The sequence below is a fragment of the Streptomyces decoyicus genome (assembly GCF_019880305.1).
Taxonomy (GTDB): Bacteria; Actinomycetota; Actinomycetes; order Streptomycetales; family Streptomycetaceae; genus Streptomyces; species Streptomyces decoyicus.
In genome coordinates, this window is sequence record NZ_CP082301.1 from 1,932,390 (window position 1) to 1,951,960 (window position 19,571).

The 19,571-nt window shown below is 71.0% G+C and carries 19 protein-coding genes; 6 read left to right on the forward strand and 13 right to left on the reverse strand.

Going from position 1 to position 19,571, the window contains the following annotated elements; translation table 11 throughout:
* Window positions 1-32 precede the first annotated feature (32 nt).
* Window positions 33-446, reverse strand: coding sequence for an NfeD family protein (locus K7C20_RS08485; RefSeq protein ID WP_030988294.1), 414 nt, complete (start codon window positions 444-446; stop codon window positions 33-35).
* Between the two features lie 171 nt (window positions 447-617).
* The gene (locus K7C20_RS08490; protein WP_030087609.1) at window positions 618-1,430 is read right to left on the reverse strand and encodes an ABC transporter ATP-binding protein; all 813 of its coding nucleotides are present in this window, start codon (window positions 1,428-1,430) and stop codon (window positions 618-620) included.
* Between the two features lie 90 nt (window positions 1,431-1,520).
* Between K7C20_RS08490 and K7C20_RS08495 the strand changes: the two genes are divergently transcribed.
* Window positions 1,521-2,336, forward strand: a complete 816-nt coding sequence (locus K7C20_RS08495; protein WP_030087607.1) for a hypothetical protein — start codon at window positions 1,521-1,523, stop codon at window positions 2,334-2,336.
* A 106-nt stretch (window positions 2,337-2,442) separates the two neighbouring features.
* On the opposite strand, the gene K7C20_RS08500 is transcribed toward K7C20_RS08495, so the two are convergent.
* From K7C20_RS08500 to K7C20_RS08515, 4 genes are all read right to left on the reverse strand, one after another.
* Window positions 2,443-2,688: a chaplin gene (locus tag K7C20_RS08500; RefSeq protein ID WP_030087606.1), complete on the reverse strand. Its 246-nt coding sequence runs from the start codon at window positions 2,686-2,688 to the stop codon at window positions 2,443-2,445.
* Window positions 2,689-2,836: 148 nt separating this feature from the next.
* A complete protein-coding gene (locus K7C20_RS08505; protein ID WP_030087604.1) occupies window positions 2,837-3,079 on the reverse strand; it encodes a chaplin in 243 nt (80 codons plus the stop codon).
* A 190-nt stretch (window positions 3,080-3,269) separates the two neighbouring features.
* Entirely contained in the window at window positions 3,270-3,899 is a 630-nt protein-coding gene (locus K7C20_RS08510) for a response regulator (RefSeq protein ID WP_030087596.1), read from the reverse strand.
* A gap of 85 nt (window positions 3,900-3,984) precedes the next feature.
* Window positions 3,985-5,139 (reverse strand): GAF domain-containing sensor histidine kinase, encoded by a 1,155-nt coding sequence (locus K7C20_RS08515; protein ID WP_053209879.1) that lies wholly within the window; start codon window positions 5,137-5,139, stop codon window positions 3,985-3,987.
* Window positions 5,140-6,388: 1,249 nt separating this feature from the next.
* On the opposite strand from K7C20_RS08515, the gene K7C20_RS08520 reads away from it, so the two are divergent.
* Window positions 6,389-7,147 (forward strand): transglycosylase SLT domain-containing protein, encoded by a 759-nt coding sequence (locus K7C20_RS08520; protein WP_030087590.1) that lies wholly within the window; start codon window positions 6,389-6,391, stop codon window positions 7,145-7,147.
* Window positions 7,148-7,245: 98 nt separating this feature from the next.
* Here K7C20_RS08520 and K7C20_RS08525 read toward each other — a convergent pair whose 3' ends face one another.
* Window positions 7,246-9,828 (reverse strand): ABC transporter ATP-binding protein/permease, encoded by a 2,583-nt coding sequence (locus K7C20_RS08525; protein ID WP_053209880.1) that lies wholly within the window; start codon window positions 9,826-9,828, stop codon window positions 7,246-7,248.
* Window positions 9,829-10,372: 544 nt separating this feature from the next.
* Here K7C20_RS08525 and serB point away from each other — a divergent pair.
* Window positions 10,373-11,620: a phosphoserine phosphatase SerB gene (gene serB / locus K7C20_RS08530; protein WP_030087584.1), complete on the forward strand. Its 1,248-nt coding sequence runs from the start codon at window positions 10,373-10,375 to the stop codon at window positions 11,618-11,620.
* A 142-nt stretch (window positions 11,621-11,762) separates the two neighbouring features.
* Here the strand turns inward: serB and K7C20_RS08535 are convergent, their stop codons facing one another.
* From K7C20_RS08535 to K7C20_RS08545, 4 genes are all read right to left on the reverse strand, one after another.
* Window positions 11,763-12,281, reverse strand: coding sequence for a SixA phosphatase family protein (locus tag K7C20_RS08535; protein WP_030087582.1), 519 nt, complete (start codon window positions 12,279-12,281; stop codon window positions 11,763-11,765).
* Between the two features lie 84 nt (window positions 12,282-12,365).
* Window positions 12,366-12,578, reverse strand: a complete 213-nt coding sequence (locus K7C20_RS08540; protein ID WP_030087580.1) for a hypothetical protein — start codon at window positions 12,576-12,578, stop codon at window positions 12,366-12,368.
* Between the two features lie 233 nt (window positions 12,579-12,811).
* Window positions 12,812-12,928, reverse strand: a complete 117-nt coding sequence (locus tag K7C20_RS38965) for an SGM_5486 family transporter-associated protein (protein ID WP_267959227.1) — start codon at window positions 12,926-12,928, stop codon at window positions 12,812-12,814.
* Window positions 12,929-12,945: 17 nt separating this feature from the next.
* Window positions 12,946-14,280 (reverse strand): CynX/NimT family MFS transporter, encoded by a 1,335-nt coding sequence (locus K7C20_RS08545; RefSeq protein ID WP_053209881.1) that lies wholly within the window; start codon window positions 14,278-14,280, stop codon window positions 12,946-12,948.
* A gap of 142 nt (window positions 14,281-14,422) precedes the next feature.
* Between K7C20_RS08545 and K7C20_RS08550 the strand changes: the two genes are divergently transcribed.
* Window positions 14,423-15,103, forward strand: a complete 681-nt coding sequence (locus tag K7C20_RS08550; protein WP_053209882.1) for a FadR/GntR family transcriptional regulator — start codon at window positions 14,423-14,425, stop codon at window positions 15,101-15,103.
* 115 nt (window positions 15,104-15,218) lie between these two features.
* On the opposite strand, the gene fabI is transcribed toward K7C20_RS08550, so the two are convergent.
* Both fabI and fabG read right to left on the reverse strand, forming a co-directional pair.
* Window positions 15,219-15,989, reverse strand: a complete 771-nt coding sequence (gene fabI, locus K7C20_RS08555; RefSeq protein WP_030087574.1) for an enoyl-ACP reductase FabI — start codon at window positions 15,987-15,989, stop codon at window positions 15,219-15,221.
* Window positions 15,990-15,994: 5 nt separating this feature from the next.
* Window positions 15,995-16,699: a 3-oxoacyl-[acyl-carrier-protein] reductase gene (fabG, locus tag K7C20_RS08560; protein WP_030087572.1), complete on the reverse strand. Its 705-nt coding sequence runs from the start codon at window positions 16,697-16,699 to the stop codon at window positions 15,995-15,997.
* Window positions 16,700-16,982: 283 nt separating this feature from the next.
* Between fabG and K7C20_RS08565 the strand changes: the two genes are divergently transcribed.
* Together K7C20_RS08565 and K7C20_RS08570 are read left to right on the forward strand one after the other, a co-directional pair.
* Window positions 16,983-18,539, forward strand: coding sequence for a TldD/PmbA family protein (locus tag K7C20_RS08565; protein WP_053209883.1), 1,557 nt, complete (start codon window positions 16,983-16,985; stop codon window positions 18,537-18,539).
* A 132-nt stretch (window positions 18,540-18,671) separates the two neighbouring features.
* Entirely contained in the window at window positions 18,672-19,451 is a 780-nt protein-coding gene (locus K7C20_RS08570; RefSeq protein ID WP_245171592.1) for a YqjF family protein, read from the forward strand.
* Window positions 19,452-19,571: the final 120 nt, after the last annotated feature.

The following is a 19,571-nucleotide window of genomic DNA, read 5'->3' on the forward strand; positions in this document are numbered from 1 at the left end:
AGAGTCGTGGCTCGTCGCGCAGCGTGTTCGGGTCAGATGACGACGGCGGTGGCGCCTTCGATCTCGACGACGTCGACCTGCTGGCCGGGCTCGTAGACCTGGCTGCCGTCGAGGGCGCGGGCGGACCAGACCTCGCCGGCGAGTTTGATGCGGCCGCCGCCTCCGCCGTCGACCCGCTCCAGGACCGTGGCGCTCTTGCCCTTGAGCGCGTCGATGCCGGACGCGAGTTGGGGGCTCTGGCCGCGGTGGCGACTGGCGAGCGGGCGGACGACGGCGATCAGCGCGACCGACACGGCGGCGAAGACGAGGAATTGCGGGACGGTGCCGCCTCCCAGGCCTGCGGTGACGGCACCGGCGACGGCGCCGACCGCGAGCATCCCGAATTCGGGCATCGCGGTCACGACGAGAGGAATGCCCAGTCCTACGGCGGCGATCAGCCACCACACCCATGGATCCACGGGTTCATGGTAGATCGGTGCGGCGGTCCGGGACAGGGCGCGATCGGTCAGCCAAGGGGAGCGCGCGGCGCCATGACGGGGTTCCCCCGGACCGAGTCCGGGGGGAGGACGCTCGGAAGACGCTCCGTGAGGGGTGACGGCCGGACAATGGGCGGCCCGTCAGGTCAGGGGCAGACCCTGCGCGGTCCAGCGGTCGTTGCCGTTGCGCTCGACGATCAGCGGGAGGCCGAAGCAGTGGGAGAGGTTGCTGGAGGTGAGTTCGAGTTCGAGCGGGCCGGCCGCCAGCACCTTGCCCTGACGGATCATCAGGACGTGGGTGAAGCCCGGGGCGATCTCCTCGACATGGTGGGTGACCATGATCATCGAGGGTGCGTACGGGTCGCGGGCGAGGCGGCCGAGGCGGCGCACCAGGTCCTCGCGGCCGCCGAGGTCGAGACCGGCGGCCGGCTCGTCCAGCAGCAGCAGCTCGGGGTCGGTCATCATGGCGCGGGCGATCAGGGTGCGCTTGCGCTCGCCCTCGGAGAGGGTGCCGAACTTCCGGTCGAGGTACGCGGTCATGCCGAGGCGGTCGAGGAAGGCGCGGGCGCGCTGCTCGTCGATGTCCTCGTAGCTCTCCTGCCAGCCGGCCGTCATGCCGTACGCGGCGGTGAGCACGGTCTGGAGGACGGTCTGGCTGCGGGGCAGCTTGTCGGCGAGCGCGATGCCGGCGACACCGATGCGGGGGCGAAGGTCGAAGACGTCGACCCGGCCGAGCTGCTCGCCGAGGATCGACGCGCTGCCGGTGGTCGGGAAGAGGTAGCTGGAGGCGAGGTTCAGCAGGGTGGTCTTGCCGGCGCCGTTGGGGCCGAGGATCACCCAGCGCTCACCCTCCTTCACCGACCAGGAGACCTGGTCCACCAGAGCCCGTCCTTCGCGGACCACGGATACGTCCACCAGCTCCAGCACATCGCTCATGAGCGCGTTGTCTCCCATTGCTTCTCGGTCGTCGCGTACACCTGTAGGCGCAGCCCCCCTGCAAACCTACGCCACTCGTTGTCGGTGCTCTTCTCTAGGCTGGGGACCATGCTCAATGAACCTCGTTCAGGACGGCTGGCGGCGTGGGGAAATGCCCTTTTGGCCGGGCTTGTCTCACCTGATGAAGCCGCGCATCGGATCGCGGACGACGATGCGGTACACCGCGTGGAGGGCCTGCCCGGCGAGGAGGCACCGGTCGGGCTGACGCTCGCGCTGGGGCGGCTGCGGGTGCTGGGGGCGAAGGGTCTGCGGGTGGCCCTGCCGGTGCCCGGCCATCCACTGGGGCTGTGCGGACCGCCGGAATTCAATGCGCGGGCGCTGGAGGCCGAGGAGGCGGTGCTCGCCGCGGGCGCCGGACTGGGGCTGATCCCGGAGGCGTACGAGGCCGGGCCGGAGGGCGGTGCCGCGCCCGACGTGCATGTGGAGGTGGTCTGGCGCTGTCTGCCGGTGCGGGAGGGGCCGCCGGCCGATGTGCCGTCGCTGGGCGAGGCGGAGCGGGAGCTGGCGGAAGCGCTGCGGGACGCGACCGAGCTGCTCTCGAAGCTGGATGTGGCCGGGGCCGGCCCCGTGGCGCAGGCGGCGCTGGAGGCGTACCGGGCGCGGGCGGAGGCCGGCCGGCAGGTGCTGGCCCCCGGGTATCCGCCGCGCGCGGTCCGGGTCTTGGAGCTGGCGCAGCGCGTCGGTGCGCTCATCGATATCGCGCAGCAGGCCGGCGGGGACGGCAGGGAGCACGGTTCCGCGGTGAGCTCGTCGGAGATCGCAGCCCGCGCCGAGGCGCTGCGGCCGGTGGAGCGTACGGCCCGTCGGGCGCAGGTGGCGGCATACAACTCCGCGGTGGAGGAGAGGGAGCGGCACCGCGGGTGAACGGGAACAGGCCCCGCCGGACCATTGTGTGGCCGGCGGGGCCCTTCGCCGAACGGGGCCGAACGCCTCTGGGCAGGCGAAGCCGTTCAGCCCTGATCGGACAACCTCAGTTGTTCGAGGTGGCGTTGCCGAAGGCGGGGTTGAGCACACCGATGACGTTGGCGCTGTTGCCGGTGGCGTTCACGGGGACGTGCACGGGGACCTGAGCGAGGTTGCCCGAGCCGATGCCGGGGGAAAGCGTGGCCGCGCCGTCGGCCTGCGCGCCACTGGTCGCGAAGGCGGATCCGGCGGCCGCACCGAGGGCGATACCGGTGGCGGCGAGGACGAGGGCGGCCTTCTTGGCGGTGTTCATGGGGGCGTGTTCCTCACGTGGTGGCACAGGGCCGGAAAGACGGTGGTGGAGGGAGGGGGACGGCCGCGCACCCGAGGGGTGCCGGGGCCGGTCCGGTCCGGCCCGCGCGGACCATGGCGCCGCGCGGGTCAGGCGGGCCCTGCGACGGTCAGACGTTGACGCAGGGGTTGCCGAAGGTGGGGTTGAGCGCGCCGACGGCGGTGACGGTGAGGCCGCAGGCGTTCACGGGGACGTGCACCGGGGCCTGGATGACGTTGCCGGAGACGATGCCCGGGGAGTGCACCGAGCCGCCCTGCGCCTGCGGGGAGTGGGCCGAGGCGACGCCGGCGCCTGCGAGGGCGAGGCCGCTCGCCGCCATCGTGAGGACCGCTGCGCGCTTGATGTTCTTCACTATCTCTAGCTCCTCGTTGCCGTTGCCGTGGCCAGCCGCCACGACTGCACTGGACAACGGCCCGGCCCGAGAAGGGATACGCCGAATGGGCTACCGCTACACGACAGTATGAATCTCGGATCTGAAGACGACATTCCGGTTGTGCCGACGGTACGGGAGCACCCCTCACGGCGGTGCTCCCGTACGGCGTTCAGGCCCCGATGCCGTGCCGTACGGCCCAGAGCGCGGCCTGCGTCCGGTCGGCGAGATCGAGCTTCATGAGGATGTTGGAGACATGGGTCTTGACGGTCTTCTCGGACAGCACCAGGGCGCGGGCGATCTCGCGGTTGGAGCGGCCGTCCGCGATCAGGCCGAGCACCTCGCGCTCCCGGTCGGTGAGGGAAGTACCGCGCCCCTGGCCGCCGTTGTTCTCCTCCTGGGCCAGCAGGGCACCGGCCACCTCGGGCTGGAGCAGTACATGGCCCGCGTGCACCGAGCGGATGGCGCCGGCCAGCGCCTCCGGGTCGATGTCCTTGTAGACATAGCCGGCCGCGCCCGCGCGCAGCGCCGGGACGACGGTGCGCTGTTCGGTGAAGCTGGTCACCACCAGCACCCGGGCGGGGTTGGCCAGTTCGCGCAGCGTGCGGAGCGCCTCGATGCCGTCCATGCCGGGCATCTTGACGTCCATCAGGACGACGTCGGGGCGCAGCTCTTCGGCGGCGGCGATGCCCTCCGCGCCGTCGGAGGCCTCCCCCACCACCTCGATGTCGTCCTGGATCTCCAGGAACGTCCGCAGTCCGCGGCGCACGACCTGGTGATCGTCGACGAGCAGGACGCGGATCGCCCGGCCCCCGTCCGCCGACCGACGGCCGGAGCCCGCCCCGGCTTCCTCCGGGGGGACGCCCCTCGCGCCGTCCCTGTCCTTGTCAGCCACCGGGCACCTCCATCTCGACAGCGGTGCCCTTGCCGGGCTCCGATTTCACGGTGAGCTTTCCGCCGACGCCGCCCGCGCGGTCGCGCATCGAGACCAGGCCCAGGTGGCGGCCGGCCCGGCGGACCGTACCGGGGTCGAATCCGCAGCCGTCGTCGGCGATCCGCAGCAGGGCGCCCTGGCCGTTCCGGGTGAGGGTCACCTCGACATGTCCGGCACCGGAGTGCCGCAAGGCGTTGTGCAGCGCCTCCTGGGCGACCCGGAGCATGGCCTCTTCCTGGGCGGCGGGCAGCGCCCGGACGCAGTGGGCCGCGAAGGTGACACGTGCGGAGTGGGCGCGGTCCAGGACCTGGGCCTGGGAGCGAAGGGTGGCGACCAGGCCGTCCTCGTCCAGGCCGGCGGGCCGCAGTTCGACGACGGCGGCCCGCAGTTCGTCGGCGGCCTCCGCGGCCAGCGCGGCGACCTGGTGCAGCTCGTCCTTGGCGCGGGCCGGGTCGCGATCGACCAGGGCGGTGGCGGCCTGGGCGGTGAGGCGGAGCGAGAAGAGTTTCTGGGCGACCGCGTCGTGCAGCTCATGGGCGAGCCGCGCGCGCTCCCCGGCGATGGTCAGCTCGCGGCTGCGCTCGTAGAGACGGGCGTTGGTCAGCGCGATGGCGGCGTGCTGGGCGAGTATCCCGAGCAGCCGCTCGTCCTCCTCGGTGAAGCGGCAGCCGTCCCCGCGGGAGGGAGGGGTGGGGCAGCGCTTGTTGGCGAGGAAGAGGGCGCCGAGGATCTCGTCGCCGTCGGCGACCGGCAGGCCGAGGAAGTCGGACATGTCCGGGTGGGCCGCCGGCCAGCCGCCGAAGCGGGGGTCCTCGCGGACGTCGGCGAGCCGCTCGGGCGTGGCGTTGTGCAGCATCGCGGCCAGAATGCCGTGCTGGCGGGGCAGCGGGCCGATGGCCTTCCACTGCTCGGCACTGACGCCGTCCACCACGAACTGGGCGAAGCCGCCGTGGTCGTCGGGCACGCCCAGGGCGGCGTACTCGGCGTCCAGCAGCTCGCGGGCCGAGGCCACGATCGTCTTGAGGACGTCGCGCACCTCCAGATGCCTGCTCATCGCCAGGATCGCGGTGCTCACCGCGGGGATCCCGGCTCCCGCTCCGTTGGTCATGGCCTCACCGTACCGGCGGGGCGACCAGCCCGTATCGGTCCGATGACGGCTGCCGCCTACGCCCACCGGCCTAGGCCGAATGCCCTGGCCACGGCCGGTCCGGCGCCCGACGGCGTGAACAAAGCGAGCGTGCAGGGGGCCGAGCCGCCGGTGCGGCTGGTGCGGCTGGTGGACGGGCTGCGGGCCGTGGGCTGCGGGCTGCGGGCTGCGCTGGAGGGGAATGTGATGGCACCGCTCTCCCTTCCCCAGGAGGCTTTGCCACTCTTGCGCAGTTCCTCCTAGCTGCCCTCGTATGAAGAACTTGCCCCTTATACAGGGAACAGGTCTTATACGGCGGATGTCGACAATGTGCAGGCATACGATTCAAACCCTTATACCGAGAATGCCCTAAATGCCGGATTGTCCGATTCGCCCCCTTATATCGGGATAGAGGGTGTAGTTGTCGAAGCACATGCGGCGGCAGCCGGGTTCCGGCCGAGCAGCGGGGGCCGGGTGAGGGGGCTGATGCGGCACCACGGGATACCCATTCGCGACGGCTGCACGGACCGGGACCGGCCGCCGGCCGCACACCGGTCGGTGTTCGCGCTGGACTCCCCCGGCGGATCGTGGCGATGGACCACGGCCGTACGGGGCCCTGGAGTCGGCGACCGGCGTGGACTCCAGGGCCGGTACGGGCCGCGGCGGGCTGGACGGATCCTGTCGTGATGCCGCATCGCGAGGTGCGGGCGGTGGGCGGTCCGCTCACCGCGCTCTGCATCTGGTGCTGCCGGACCGAGGGGGCCACGATCGCCGACGCGGCCACCGCGCGGTCCGGCGCGCACCAGCAGCCGCGGCATTCGTACGGGGCGAGGAGCCGGTGGGCCGTCCGGCGCCGGAATGCGAAAGGCTCGATCCGATTCGCACGTCGCTCGACCAGGGCATCGTGGAGATCCGACGCATACGGACTGTGCATTTGCAATTACGTCCGGCGAAACAAAAGTCTTCACACTGTGACGCCGCGCATAGGACGCAGGTCACTTACGAGCCGGGTTAGTGGACCCCCGAATAGTGCATGAGCTGGGAAAGTCTTATTCGGGATGCAATATCCGCCACCCTGGTTCCACTAACCAGCATCGTACGTCACACCTTTGCCGGGGGAATTTCCTGCCGCTAAGAATGGCTCCCGTCGCTCGGCGCCGTGATCGGAATACGGCGTTTGCCACCGCTCTCGGCCCGTGCGTCGTCCCCCCATCGGAAGGTCTGTCCTGCCATGCCTCAGCACGCCACTTCTGGTCTCCGCCGCCTGACCCGGACGCACAAGCTCTCCGTCGCCGGTGTCGCCGCAGCCGGTGCCGCCGCTCTGGTCTTCACCGTCGTTCCCGGTGCCGACGCCGATCAGGGCAAGAGCCAGGCCACCGCCGTCGAGAACGTCCAGCCGGTTGCCTTCAGCGCGGTCGGTACCGCCGCCAAGGCCCAGCAGGCCACGATCGCCAAGCAGGCCGAGAACTCCGCCGCCGAGGGCAAGGCCGAGGTCGCCGCCAAGAAGGCCGCGGCAGTGAAGGCCGAGAAGGCGCGCGCGGCGAAGGCTGCCGCGAACCGGGCCGCCGTACGCACCGCGATCCCCGCCGCCGCGCCGAAGGCGGTCGCTGCGAAGCCGGTCGCGAAGCCCGTCGCGAAGCCGGTCGCGAAGCCCGCCAAGAAGACCTACCCGGACAACCTGGACGGCTGGATCCGCGAGTCGCTGGACATCATGGCCAAGAAGGGCATACCCGGCTCGTACGAGGGCATCCACCGCAACATCATGCGGGAGTCCAGCGGTAACCCGATGGCCATCAACAACTGGGACATCAACGCCATCAACGGCGTCCCCTCCAAGGGCCTGCTCCAGGTGATCGCCCCGACCTTCAAGGCGTACCACGTCGAGGGCACCTCCTGGAACGCCTACGACCCGGTCGCCAACATCACCGCCGCCTGCAACTACGCGGCCGACAAGTACGGCTCGATGGACAACGTCAACTCGGCCTACTGAGCCGACGGTTCAGGCAGTCCGCAGTCGCGCACACCGCCGAGGGGCGGCACCCGGTACCGGGTGCCGCCCCTCGGGCGCGCCATGGATACGGCAGGGCGCTACTTGCGCATGACCTCCGGCTCGTGGCGGCGCAGCAGCCGCGCGACGACGAAGGCGAGCGCGATGCCCAGGCTGATCAGGATGATCATGTCCATCACATAGACGCCGGTCTGGTGCTTCCACAGCGGGTCCGGGTTGCCCGGCTCCCACGGCAGGAGCGTGTTCATATCGGCGGTCGCGCCCATCGCGGCGACGGCCCAGCGCGACGGCATCAGCCAGGCGAACTGGGCGACGCCCACGGTGTCGAAGAGCTGGAAGAGCACGCCGGTGAAGACGACCTGGACGATGGCGAACATGACCAGCAGCGGCATGGTCTTCTCGGCGGTCTTGACCAGTGCGGAGATGATCAGGCCGAACATCATCGAGGTGAAGCCGAGCGCGATGATCGCCAGCGCCATCTCGATGGCCGGGGCCTTCGCCACCACGAGGCCCTCGTCGGGCATGTTCCGGGTGGAGAAACCGATCGCCGCGATGATCACGCCCTGGAAGGCCGTGACCACGCCGAGCACGATCACCTTGGACATCAGATACGCCGACCGCGACAGACCGGTGGCCCGTTCGCGCTCGTAGATGACCCGTTCCTTGATGAGCTCACGGACCGAGTTGGCGGCGCCCGAGAAACACATGCCGACCGCGAGGATCAGCATGATCGTGCTCGCGTCGCGGTTGGTGCGGCTCTTGTTGACCGGGCCGTAGCCGAGACCGTAATCGCTGGGGATCAGCATCGAGACCACACCGAGCACCGCGGGCAGGATCAGCATCAGGCCCAGGAAGCCCCGGTCGGAGGCGAGCACCGAGACGTAGCGGCGCATCAGCGTCCACAGCTGCGAGCCCCAGCTCTGGGACTTCTGTATCCGGGCCGGCGGCACCTGGACATTGACCGACTGCGGGGCGACGGCGTCGATGTCCGCGGCGTACATCTGGTAGTGCGGGGAGCCGCGCCAGCGCCCCATCCAGTCGTAGTCGCGGTAGTTCTCGAACGCCGAGAAGACATCCGCCCAGGAGTCGTACTGGAAGAAGTTGAGCGCTTCCTCGGGCGGGCCGAAGTAGGCCACGCCGCCGCCCGGCGCCATCACCAGCAGCTTGTCGCACAGGCCGAGTTCGGCCACCGAGTGCGTGACGACCAGGACCGTACGGCCGTCGTCGGCGAGGCCGCGCAGCAGCTGCATGACATCGCGGTCCATGCCCGGGTCGAGACCCGAGGTCGGCTCGTCCAGGAAGATCAGAGACGGCTTGGTCAGCAGCTCCAGGGCCACCGACACGCGCTTGCGCTGGCCGCCGGAGAGCGAGGTGACCTTCTTGTCCTTGTGGACGTGGAGCTTGAGCTCGTGCAGCACCTCGTCGATCCGGGCCTCGCGCTCGGCCTCCGCGGTGTCGCCGGGGAAGCGGAGCTTGGCCGCGTACTTGAGGGCCTTCTGGACGGTCAGCTCCTTGTGCAGGATGTCGTCCTGCGGAACCAGACCGATCCGCTGGCGCAGCTCGGCGAACTGCTTGTAGAGGTTCCGGTTGTCGTAGAGGACATCGCCCTGGTTGGCGGGGCGGTAGCCGGTCAGCGCCTTGAGCAGCGTCGACTTGCCGGAGCCGGAGGGGCCGATGACCGCGACCAGCGACTTCTCGGGGACGCCGAAGGAGACGTCCTTGAGGATCTGCTTGCCGCCGTCGACGGTGACCGTGAGGTGGCGGGCCGAGAAGGAGACCTCGCCGGTGTCGACGAACTCCTCCAGGCGGTCGCCGACCAGCCGGAAGGTGGAGTGGCCGACGCCGATGATGTCGTTCGGGCCGACCGGCGCCTTGCCGGACTTGGGGACCGGCTGGCCGTTGATGTACGTGCCGTTGTGGCTGCCGAGGTCGTGGATCTCGAAACGGCCGTCGGGGGTGGCACGGAACTCGGCGTGGTGGCGGGAGACCTGGAGGTCGGAGACGACCAGCTCGTTCTCCAGCGCACGGCCGATGCGCATCACCCGGCCCGTGTCGAGGCGGTGGAACGTGGTCGGGCTGCGGTCACCGTGGACCGGCGCGCCGCCCGCGTTCTGCGCGGGGCGTTCCTGGACCTGCCGGGCCTGCTGCGGAGGCTGCTGGGCCTGTGGAGGCTGCTGGGCCTGTGGAGGCTGCTGGGCCTGCTGTGGCGGGACGTAGGGCTGCTGCCCGCCCTGCGGCGGCGCCTGCCAGCCCTGCTGGGCGGGCGGCGGCTGGTGCGCGGGCGGCGCCTGCCGGCCCTGCGCGGCCTGCTGCTGCGGCGCCATCGCGGGCTGTGCGCTGAAGGCGTCGGCGGCCGGCGCCCCGGCGGACAGGGTCACCCGGGGACCGTCGGTGGCATTCCCCAGATGCACGGTCGAGCCGGGGCCGATCTCCATCTGGTGGATCCGCTGGCCCTGGACGTACGTGCCGTTGGTGCTGCCCTGGTCTTCGATGATCCAGCCGCGCCCGGCCCAGCGCACGGTGGCGTGCCGCCAGGAGACCCTGGCGTCGTCGAGCACCATGTCGCCCTGCGGATCACGCCCCACGTTGTAGGACCGGGACGGGTCGAGCGTCCAGGTCCTGCCGTTCAATTCGAGTACGAGTTCAGGCACTCCATGCCCCATTACATAGTCCCCCGAGTGACGCCCTGTATGGGAAGTCTAGGGATGGCGAACATCGTGAGGAACTATTTCAGGCTCGGCCCTCCGACCGGAAACCGGGACGGGACCGGGGTGCGAGGGGCTCGCTGCGGTGCCCGTCAAACTCCCCCGGAGCACGGGAAGAACCCATGGATGGGCAGGGATCACCGGATTACGGGTGTTCCGGACGGAGCGGGCTGCGGCGGGGAGCGGCAGCGCCCGCCGGGGATGTCCTGCACGTCCGCCCCGGAGGCCGCATCATGGGAGGAAACGGATGAAATACCTGACCGACGGCGCGGTCCGTCGCGGTCGCGTTCCGTGAACGTGCCGAACCCGTCACCACGGCAAGGGTGTTGGCGCACCGGAGCGGGTGCCCCTGGCCCGGCGCCCGGACACGACTCCATAACGATCGACGGGGCGCCGGGCCCGGAGGCGGCGGGGGTGCGGGCGCGGCGCCACCGGGCCGTGCCGGTCCGAACCCCGGACACGCGTACGGACGCGATCGCCCGGCGGTTACCGTAAGGGCACCATGAGCGCATCGCAGATCCCGCCTGCCACCGCCGTACCGGGCGATGACGTACCGACCCTTCTCGTCAAGATCTTCGGGAAGGACCGGCCCGGCATCACCGCAGGTCTCTTCGACACCCTCGCTGCCTACTCCGTCGATGTCGTGGACATCGAACAGGTGGTGACCCGGGGACGCATCACGCTGTGCGCACTGGTCACCTCCCCCTCCCCCGCCCAGGGCACCACCGGCTCCTCCGAGGGCGACCTGCGGGCCACCGTGCACAGCTGGGCCGAGTCGCTGAACCTCCAGGCGGAGATCATCTCCGGCCGGGGCGACAACCGTCCGCGCGGCACCGGACGTTCGCACGTCACCGTGCTGGGGCATCCGCTCACCGCGGAGACCGCGGCCGCGATCGCCGCCGCCATAACGGCCAGCGGCGGCAACATCGACCGGATCTTCCGGCTTGCCAAGTATCCGGTGACCGCAGTCGAGTTCGCGGTCTCCGGTGCGGCGACCGAGGCGCTGCGCACGGTGCTGGCCCCCGAGGCCGCACAGCTCGGGGTGGACATCGCGGTGGTGGCGGCCGGGCTCCAGCGCCGGGCGCAGCGGCTGGTCGTGATGGACGTCGACTCGACGCTCATCCAGGACGAGGTCATCGAGCTGTTCGCGGCGCACGCCGGCTGTGAGGCCGAGGTCGCGGAGGTCACCGCCGCCGCGATGCGCGGTGAGCTGGACTTCGAGCAGTCGCTGCATGCCCGGGTCGAGCTGCTCGGCGGGCTCGACGCGTCCGTGGTCGAGGCCGTGCGCAAGGAGGTACGGCTCACCCCCGGGGCCCGCACCCTGGTGCGCACCCTCAAGCGGCTCGGCTACCAAGTCGGCGTCGTCTCGGGCGGTTTCACACAGGTCACCGATGCACTCAAGGAGGAGCTGGGGCTGGACTTCGCCTCGGCCAACACTCTGGAGATCGTCGACGGCAAGCTCACCGGGCGGGTCACCGGCGACATCGTGGACCGGGCAGGCAAGGCGCGGCTGCTGCGGGAGTTCGCGCAGCAGGCCGGGGTGCCGCTCGCGCAGACCGTGGCGATCGGCGACGGCGCCAACGATCTCGACATGCTCAACACGGCCGGGCTCGGTGTCGCCTTCAACGCCAAGCCGGTGGTGCGGGAGGCGGCGCACACCGCGGTGAATGTGCCGTTCCTGGACACCGTGCTGTATCTGCTGGGCATCACCCGCGAAGAGGTCGAGGCGGCGGACACCCACGTCGGGTGAACGCCCCGGCCCGGACGACCCGGGCACGGCGTACCCCTGCTGAGCAGCGACTCCGCACGCACGAGGGCCCCGGCAGAGACAGCCGGGGCCCTCGTCGCGTCCTGCCGCTGCCCCGCACGCTTCGTGCGCCGGGGCGGCGGGATCACTCGTGCGGCGTCCAGTAGGCGACCAGCCGTCCGACGCCGTGCTCGAGGGACTTCCAGGGACCGCTGAAGGAGAGCACGGCCAGGGAGGCCGTCGGGAAGCCGCTGCGGTTCATCCGCGGCAGCAGATCGCCCTCGGCGTCGCCGGAGAGCGCATCGGCGAGGGCGTGCACGCCGGGGTTGTGCCCGACCAGCATCAGGTCGGTCACGTCGTCGGAGGTCTCGTTCAGCAGCGCGATGAGCTCGCCCAGGGAGGCTTCGTAGATCCGCTCCTCATAGACGGTCTTGGGTCGCTGCGGGAGTTCATGGACGGCGAGCTTCCAGGTCTCACGGGTGCGCACTGACGTCGAGCACAGGGTCAGGTCGGGGGTGATCCCGGCTCCGGCCAGCCAGCGGCCGGCGACCGGGGCATCCTTGCGGCCGCGCTCGGCGAGCGGACGCTCATGATCGCTGGTCTCCGACCATTCGGCCTTGGCGTGTCGGAGAAGGACAATCCGGCGGGGTGTATCGGCGCTCATGCGTCCCAGCTTCGCACGAAAGGCGGCGCGGGGCGCGGGGTGTTGAAGTGCTCCCCCTGCTGGGTTACGCGCGGGCGCGGGCGGTCACCAGGCACCGGCGCGGAGGATCTGGGCCAGGAGCTCCAGCAGCGGGGGCAGGCCCTGCGGGGTGCTCGCGGCCCTCGCCGCTGCGGGGCTCGCGGCGAGCACCAGCAAGGCCGTGAAGGAGACCACCGGGAGCGCGGGCGCCCACCACGGCAGCCGCGTCCGCCGGCCGGGGTCCTTGGCTGAGGGTGACCGTCTGGACGCGGCGGACATGCGGATCGCCTCCGGGGCGGCTCGAAGGGCTGCGCGGCCGCGGCTGCGGCGCCCACCGCGGCGTGCGGTGTCCTTCGAAGCTACGGATCTCCGGCGGCCGTTCCCACCCGGGAAACCACCCACTTACCCCTGACCCGGGCCCCCTAGGGGATGGTGGGGATACCCCCTACCCGCCCCGCGCGGGACCTCGGCAGCGGTCCGCCGGGACAGCCCTAAGGGTTGTCCCGTAACGCTTAGGGTGCGGCGATACTCGCGATGATCGCGACGAGGACGGTCACGCCGAGCATGGCGCCCAGGACGAGGAGCAGCTTCTTCTGGCCGCCCTGCGGATTCGGTTCGAGCACTGGCATACCGCCCAGTGTCGCACTCAGCTCTCGTCCTCGATGCGCCGGTCCCGGCCGGCCAGCACCCCCACCGCGATCTGCGGCACCATCAGCCCTGCCATCAGGGCGATCGGCAGCCCCCAGCCGCCGCTGTGCTGGTAGAGCGTGCCGACCAGCAGCGGTCCGGGTATGGAGATCAGATAGCCGACGCTCTGCGCGAAGGCCGAGAGCTTGACGACCCCGGCGGAGCTGGTCGAGCGCATCCCGATCATCGTCAGGGCCAGCGGGAAGGCGCAGTTGGAGATGCCCATCAGCAGCGCCCAGGCCCAGGCGCCGGCGGCCGGTGCCAGCCACAGTCCGGCGTAGCCGGCCAGGCCGCAGAGGCCCAGCAGCACCGCGAGCGGGCCCTGATGCCGCATCCGGGACGCCAGCCGCGGCAGGACGAAGGAGAGCGGGACGCCCATCGCCATGGTGACCGCCAGCAGTACCCCCGCGGTGCCCGCCGAGACCCCGGCGTCCCGGAAGATCTGCGGCATCCAGCCCATCGTGATGTACGCGGCGGTGGCCTGGAGGCCGAAGAAGACGGCCAGCGCCCAGGCGGTCGGCGACGAGGTGATCCGCAGGGGGGCTTCCCCGGCGCCTGCCGCGGCGTCCGTGGCCGGTGCGGCGGCGGCCCTGCGCCGGCGTACCACCACGAGCCAGGGCAGCACGGCGGCCGCGGCGAGCACCGCCCACACCGCCAGACCCGTCCGCCAACTGCCGCCCAGCGCATCGGTCATGGGGACGGTGAGGGCCGCGGCGAGCGAGGTGCCCAGGGCCAGCGCCATGGAGTAGAGCCCGGTCATCGAGCCGACCCGGTCGGCGAACCAGCTCTTGATGACGACCGGCATCAGGACGTTGCTGACCGCGATGCCGGCCAGGGCCAGCGCGCTGGCCGCGAGGAAGCCGCCGGTGCCGCCGGCGTACGGGCGTACCGCGACACCCACGGCGATCGCCGCCATACCGGCGCAGACGACCGCGCCCGGCCCCCAGCGCCTGGCCAGCCGGGGCGCGACGAAGCCGAAGGCGGCGAAACACAGCGCGGGTACGGAGGTCAGCAGCCCGGCGACGGTGCCGCTCATACCGAGGCCGTCGCGGACCTCCTCCAGGAGGGCGCCGAGGCTCGTGATGGCCGGGCGGAGGTTGAGCGCGACGAGGACGAGACCGGCGATCACGATCCGCGGCAGCCAGCGGCCGGCCGGCCCGGTCGCCGGGAGGGCCTCCGGGGCGGCTTCTGCGGGGCCCGGCTGCGGGTGTCCGGCGCCGTCGGCGGGCCGGGGGGCGGGGGTCGTACGGGGCTCGGCGGCGGGTCCGAGGGTCGCGAGGTCGTCGTCTGCCATAGACGCCATCATAGAATCATGGGATGAATGCTTGTCCAGCCGATGTCGATAGCCTCTGCTGTGCCGGTCCGCGCCGGGGACCGGCAGGGTCCGCCGGGCGCCGCGCCGCCGTCCGTCCGCACCTTCACCCCGGAGCGCAGCCATGCCTCTGACCTCGCCCCGCCGGTCCGCGCTGGCCGACCAGGTGATCGCGCAGCTGCGCGCCCAGATCACGTCCGGCGAATGGCCGGTGGGATCCCGGATCCCGACCGAGCCGGCGCTCGTCGAGCAGCTCGGGGTGGCCCGCAACACCGTCCGCGAGGCCGTACGGGCGCTGGCGCACAACGGGCTGCTGGACATCCGGCAGGGCTCGGGCACGTACGTGGTGGCGACCAGCGAACTGGCCGGGGTGATGAACCGCCGGTTCGCGGCGGCCGAGCCCGGCCACGTCGCCGAGCTGCGCAGCGCCCTGGAGGCGACGGCCGCCCGGCTCGCCGCGCAGCGTCGCACCGCGCAGGACCTGCGGCAGATCGACAACCTGCTGGAGCGGCGCGAGCGGGCCTGGGAGTCCGGCGGCGCGGAGGCCTTCGTGGAGGCGGACGCGACCTTGCACATGGCGATCGTGGCGGCCTCGCACAACGAGGTACTGGCCGAGATCTACGCCGACCTCGGGGGTGTGCTGCGCGACTTCCTGCGGGCCGACGTGGGCGAGGAGCTGCGGCCCGAGGCGCATATGGACCATGCCCGGCTGGTGGAGGCGATCCGTGCGGGCGACGGCGACCTGGCCGCCGCCGAGGCGAGCGCCCACCCCTTCGGCTGCCGGATCCTCCCGGAGCGCGGCTGACGCCCGGGGCATCTCACCTCGGCGGGTGGCACCGGCCTCGAGCAGCCCCTCCCCCGCAAACGCGTACTGCCCGCCCCGGCGGACCGGAACGGGCAGTACGGATGCGCTGCGGGCGTCAGGCGCCCATCATGTGCACACCGCCGTCGACGTGCACGATCTCGCCCGTCGTGCGGGGGAAGAAGTCGGACAGCATGCCGACGACGCCGCGGCCGGCCGGCTCCGGGTCGGCCAGGTCCCAGCCGATCGGGGCGCGGTGGTTCCACACGTCCGCCAGCTCCTCGAAGCCGGGGATGGACTTGGCGGCCATCGACTTGATCGGGCCGGCCGAGACCAGGTTGCAGCGGACACCCTTGGGGCCCAGGTCACGCGCGAGGTAGCGGTTGGTGCTCTCCAGCGCCGCCTTGGCCACGCCCATCCAGTCGTACTTCGGCCAGGCGACCTGCGCGTCGAAGGTGAGGCCGACGACCGCGCCGCCGTGCTCCATGAGCGGCAGGCAGGCCATGGTCAGCGACTTGTACGAGTACGCCGAGACCTGCACCGCGGTGCCCACGTCCGACCACTCCGCCTCCAGGAAGTTGAAGGCGCCCTGCGGGCCGAAGGCGATGGAGTGCACGATGCCGTCGAGGCGGGCGCCCTCGCCCTGGTGCTCGCGGATCTTGTCGGCCAGCCCGTCCAGGTGCTCCTGGTTGGTGACGTCCAGCTCGATGACCGGGGCGGGCTTGGGCAGCCGCTTGGCGATCCGCTCGACGAGGGAGAGCCGGCCGAAGCCGGTGAGGATGACCTCGGCGCCCTCGTTCTGGGCGACCTTGGCCGCCTGGAACGCGATCGACGACTCGGTCAGGACACCCGTGACCAGGATGCGCTTGCCTGCAAGGATTCCACTCATGCTGATCAGTGACCCATGCCCAATCCGCCGTCGACAGGAATGACGGCTCCAGTGATGTACGCGGCCTCGTCGGAGGCCAGGAAGCGGACCGAGGCGGCGATCTCCTCGGGCTGTGCATACCGCGCGAGCGGCACCTGCTTCACGATGCCCTCCCGCTGCTCGTCGGTGAGCACGCGGGTCATGTCGGTGTCGACGAAGCCGGGGGCGACGACGTTGACGGTGATGTTGCGGCTGCCCAGCTCCCGGGCGAGCGAGCGGGCGAAGCCCACCAGGCCGGCCTTGGAAGCGGCGTAGTTCGCCTGGCCCGCGGCGCCCATCAGGCCCACCACGGACGAGATCAGCACGACCCGGCCCTTGCGGGCCCGCAGCATCGCCCGGTTGGCACGCTTGACCACCCGGAACGTGCCGGTGAGGTTGGTCTCCAGGACCGAGGTGAAGTCCTCCTCGGACATCCGCATCAGCAGCTGGTCACGGGTGACGCCGGCGTTGGCCACCAGCACCTCGACCGGACCCTGCTTCTCCTCGATCTCCTTGTACGCCTGCTCGACCTGCTCGCTGTCCGTGATGTCGCACTTCACGGCCAAAAACCCCGCGGGCGGTTCGCCCGAGCGGTAGGTGATGGCGACCTTGTCGCCTGCCTCGGCGAAGGCACGGGCAATGGCGAGGCCAATGCCGCGGTTACCTCCGGTGACCAGAACCGAGCGGCTCAAGAGATCACCCTTTCCGTTTTCTGTCCGTCCTGCGTTCGATACGAAACTATCGGTCACGGGGCCCTTAGGTGGAATCCAGCACGGACAGGCACGCGCGCCGGTCACTGTCGGGTCTCCACAGAACCACCACCGGAGCCCGCCCCTGGGCAGGCCCCGCGGGCCGTGCCGTACAGGCCGGGCGCACGGCGCCGCACCGGCCGACTCTCCACGCCGCGCACCGCCGCGCCCTGGGCCGCGGGCGCGCCGCAGGGCATGATGCAGGCGCCGACCACGGGAGGACTCCTTGCCTGCACCCCATGCCGTTGACGAAGCATTCCTGGCGCTGCCGTTGCCTGCGCTGGCCGATGCGGCGCTGGCCCGCGCCCGCGCGCTGGGCGCCGACCACGCGGACTTCCGCCTGGAGCGCATCCGCAGCGCCTCCTGGCGGCTGCGGGACGCCCGTACGTCCGGGACCTCGGACACCACCGACCTCGGGTACGCGGTCCGGGTGGTGCACGGCGGGGCCTGGGGGTTCGCCTCCGGCGTGGATCTCACGATGGACGCGGCGGCGCGGGTGGCCTCACAGGCCGTGGCGATGGCCAAGCTGTCGGCGAAGGTGATCGCGGCCGCCGGCTCCGCCGAGGGCACTTTGGGCGGTAGCGGGGGCAGGGTCGAGCTGGCGGAGGAGCCCGCGCACCCGGACCGCACCTGGGTCTCGTCGTACGACATCAATCCGTTCGACGTGGCGGACACCGAGAAGAGCGGGCTGCTGGCGGAGTGGAGCGCACGGCTGCTGGCCGCCAAGGGCGTGACCCATGCGGACGCCTCGCTGCTGACCGTCCAGGAGAACAAGTTCTACGCCGACACCGCGGGCACCAGCACCACCCAGCAGCGGGTGCGGCTGCATCCGCAGCTGACGGCGGTCGCGGTGGACCCGGCGAGCGGCGACTTCGACTCGATGCGCACCCTCGCCCCGCCGGCCGGGCGCGGCTGGGAGTACCTGACCGGGGACCACTGGGACTGGGACGGCGAACTCGCCCGCATCCCCGAGCACCTCGCCGAGAAGATGCGGGCACCGAGCGTCGAGCCCGGCGCGTACGACGTGGTGGTGGATCCCTCCAACCTCTGGCTGACGATCCACGAGTCGATCGGCCATGCGACCGAGCTGGACCGGGCGCTGGGCTACGAGGCGGCCTACGCGGGGACCTCGTTCGCCACCTTCGACCAGCTCGGGAAGCTGGCGTACGGCTCCGAGCTCATGAATGTCACGGGCGACCGGACCGCCGAGCACGGGCTCGCGACGGTCGGCTACGACGACGAGGGGGTGGCCGCACAGTCCTGGGACCTGATCAAGGACGGCACCCTGGTCGGCTATCAACTGGACCGCAGAATGGCGAAGTTGACGGGCTTTTCGCGCTCCAACGGATGCGCGTACGCGGACTCGCCGGGCCATGTGCCGGTCCAGCGGATGGCGAATGTCTCGCTTCAGCCGGCGGCGGACGGACCGTCCACCGAGGAGCTGATCTCGGGGGTGGAGCGCGGCATCTACGTCGTCGGCGACCGCTCCTGGTCGATCGATATGCAGCGGTACAACTTCCAGTTCACCCAGCAGAGGGCCTACACGATCCGCAACGGACGCCTTTGCGGGCAGGTCCGGGATGTCGCCTACCAGGGAATCACCCCTGAGTTCTGGGGCTCCATGGAAGCCGTCGGCGGGCCCCGGACCTACGTCCTCGGAGGGGCTTTCAACTGCGGAAAGGCGCAGCCCGGACAGATCGCCGCGGTGTCCCACGGCTGCCCCTCGGCACTGTTCCGGAACGTGAACATCCTGAACACCGCGGAGGAGTCGGGGCGTTCCTGAGCGGCAGCGCACCGGGGCCCGAAGCCTGCACCAGGTCGACATGCAATCGTCGAGCACGGGCCACCCCGGAGCTGGGAATGGAGGGTGTGCGATGCTGCCGAAGTGTCGCCCGCCCCGCTCGCCCCTGAATCCGTGACCCCGGATCCAGTGCACTCGACACCGCGCCCTCTCCTCACCCAGTCGTGGCTGGATCTGGCCTTTGTGCACTGGGCCGTCGACCCCGCCGACGTCGCGCCACTCCTGCCCGCGGGTACGGTGCCCGATACGTTCGATGGCGCCACCTATGTCGGACTGGTCGCCTTTCGCATGCATCGCGTCGGATGGTTCCGTCTGCCCGGCGTGCCGTATCTGGGCACCTTCCCGGAGACGAACGTGCGCCTGTACACCGTGGATGCCCTCGGGCGCCGAGGCGTTGTCTTCCGCTCGCTCGATGCCTCCCGCCTCATCCCCGTGGCGATCGCGCGGACCTTCTTCCGACTGCCGTATCTGTGGTCCCGCATGACCATCACTCGCCGCGCCGACACGATCAGCTACCACAGCCGTCGCCGCTGGCCCGGACCGCACGGCGCACACAGCAGGGTGACCATACGGCTCGGTGAACGGATCGAGGAGCCCACCGCGCTCGAGCACTTCCTGACCGCGCGCTGGGGCATGCACAACAGCTTCTTCGGGCAGTCGATGTACTTGCCGAACACCCACCCACGGTGGCCACTGCACCGCGCCGAGCTGATCGAGTGTCACGAGAACCTGGTGACGGCCGCGGGACTTCCCGAGCAGAGCGGAACACCGGCGAGCGTGCTCTACTCACCAGGCGTTGCCGTGCACTTCGGACGACCCGCCCGCCCGAGCGTCATCCCAGCTCCCCGACCGCCGAACCCTGCGCGTCGCAGCACGGTTCAACTCCGCACCTGACCCGTTGCACCGAGCAATGCACTCGCACGGATCGGGCGCCGGACTCCGGTTGATGTGCACCCGCGCCACGGGCCTGCCACCAATCCGATACGCACCGCACGTCCGAGTGATGGACGCAAC

Bases quoted from the DNA above. Each gene is read 5' to 3' on its own strand.
- K7C20_RS08520 (WP_030087590.1), top strand. From the start codon at position 6,389: ATGCCTCAGCACGCCACTTCTGGTCTCCGCCGCCTGACCCGGACGCAC.
- K7C20_RS08550 (WP_053209882.1), top strand. From the start codon at position 14,423: ATGCCTCTGACCTCGCCCCGCCGGTCCGCGCTGGCCGACCAGGTGATC.
- K7C20_RS38965 (WP_267959227.1), bottom strand. From the start codon at position 12,928: ATGCCAGTGCTCGAACCGAATCCGCAGGGCGGCCAGAAGAAGCTGCTC.
- K7C20_RS08545 (WP_053209881.1), bottom strand. From the start codon at position 14,280: ATGGCAGACGACGACCTCGCGACCCTCGGACCCGCCGCCGAGCCCCGT.
- K7C20_RS08535 (WP_030087582.1), bottom strand. From the start codon at position 12,281: ATGAGCGCCGATACACCCCGCCGGATTGTCCTTCTCCGACACGCCAAG.
- fabI (WP_030087574.1), bottom strand. From the start codon at position 15,989: ATGAGTGGAATCCTTGCAGGCAAGCGCATCCTGGTCACGGGTGTCCTG.
- K7C20_RS08495 (WP_030087607.1), top strand. From the start codon at position 1,521: ATGCTCAATGAACCTCGTTCAGGACGGCTGGCGGCGTGGGGAAATGCC.
- serB (WP_030087584.1), top strand. From the start codon at position 10,373: ATGAGCGCATCGCAGATCCCGCCTGCCACCGCCGTACCGGGCGATGAC.
- K7C20_RS08515 (WP_053209879.1), bottom strand. From the start codon at position 5,139: ATGACCAACGGAGCGGGAGCCGGGATCCCCGCGGTGAGCACCGCGATC.
- K7C20_RS08525 (WP_053209880.1), bottom strand. From the start codon at position 9,828: ATGGGGCATGGAGTGCCTGAACTCGTACTCGAATTGAACGGCAGGACC.
- K7C20_RS08500 (WP_030087606.1), bottom strand. From the start codon at position 2,688: ATGAACACCGCCAAGAAGGCCGCCCTCGTCCTCGCCGCCACCGGTATC.
- K7C20_RS08540 (WP_030087580.1), bottom strand. From the start codon at position 12,578: ATGTCCGCCGCGTCCAGACGGTCACCCTCAGCCAAGGACCCCGGCCGG.
- K7C20_RS08490 (WP_030087609.1), bottom strand. From the start codon at position 1,430: ATGGGAGACAACGCGCTCATGAGCGATGTGCTGGAGCTGGTGGACGTA.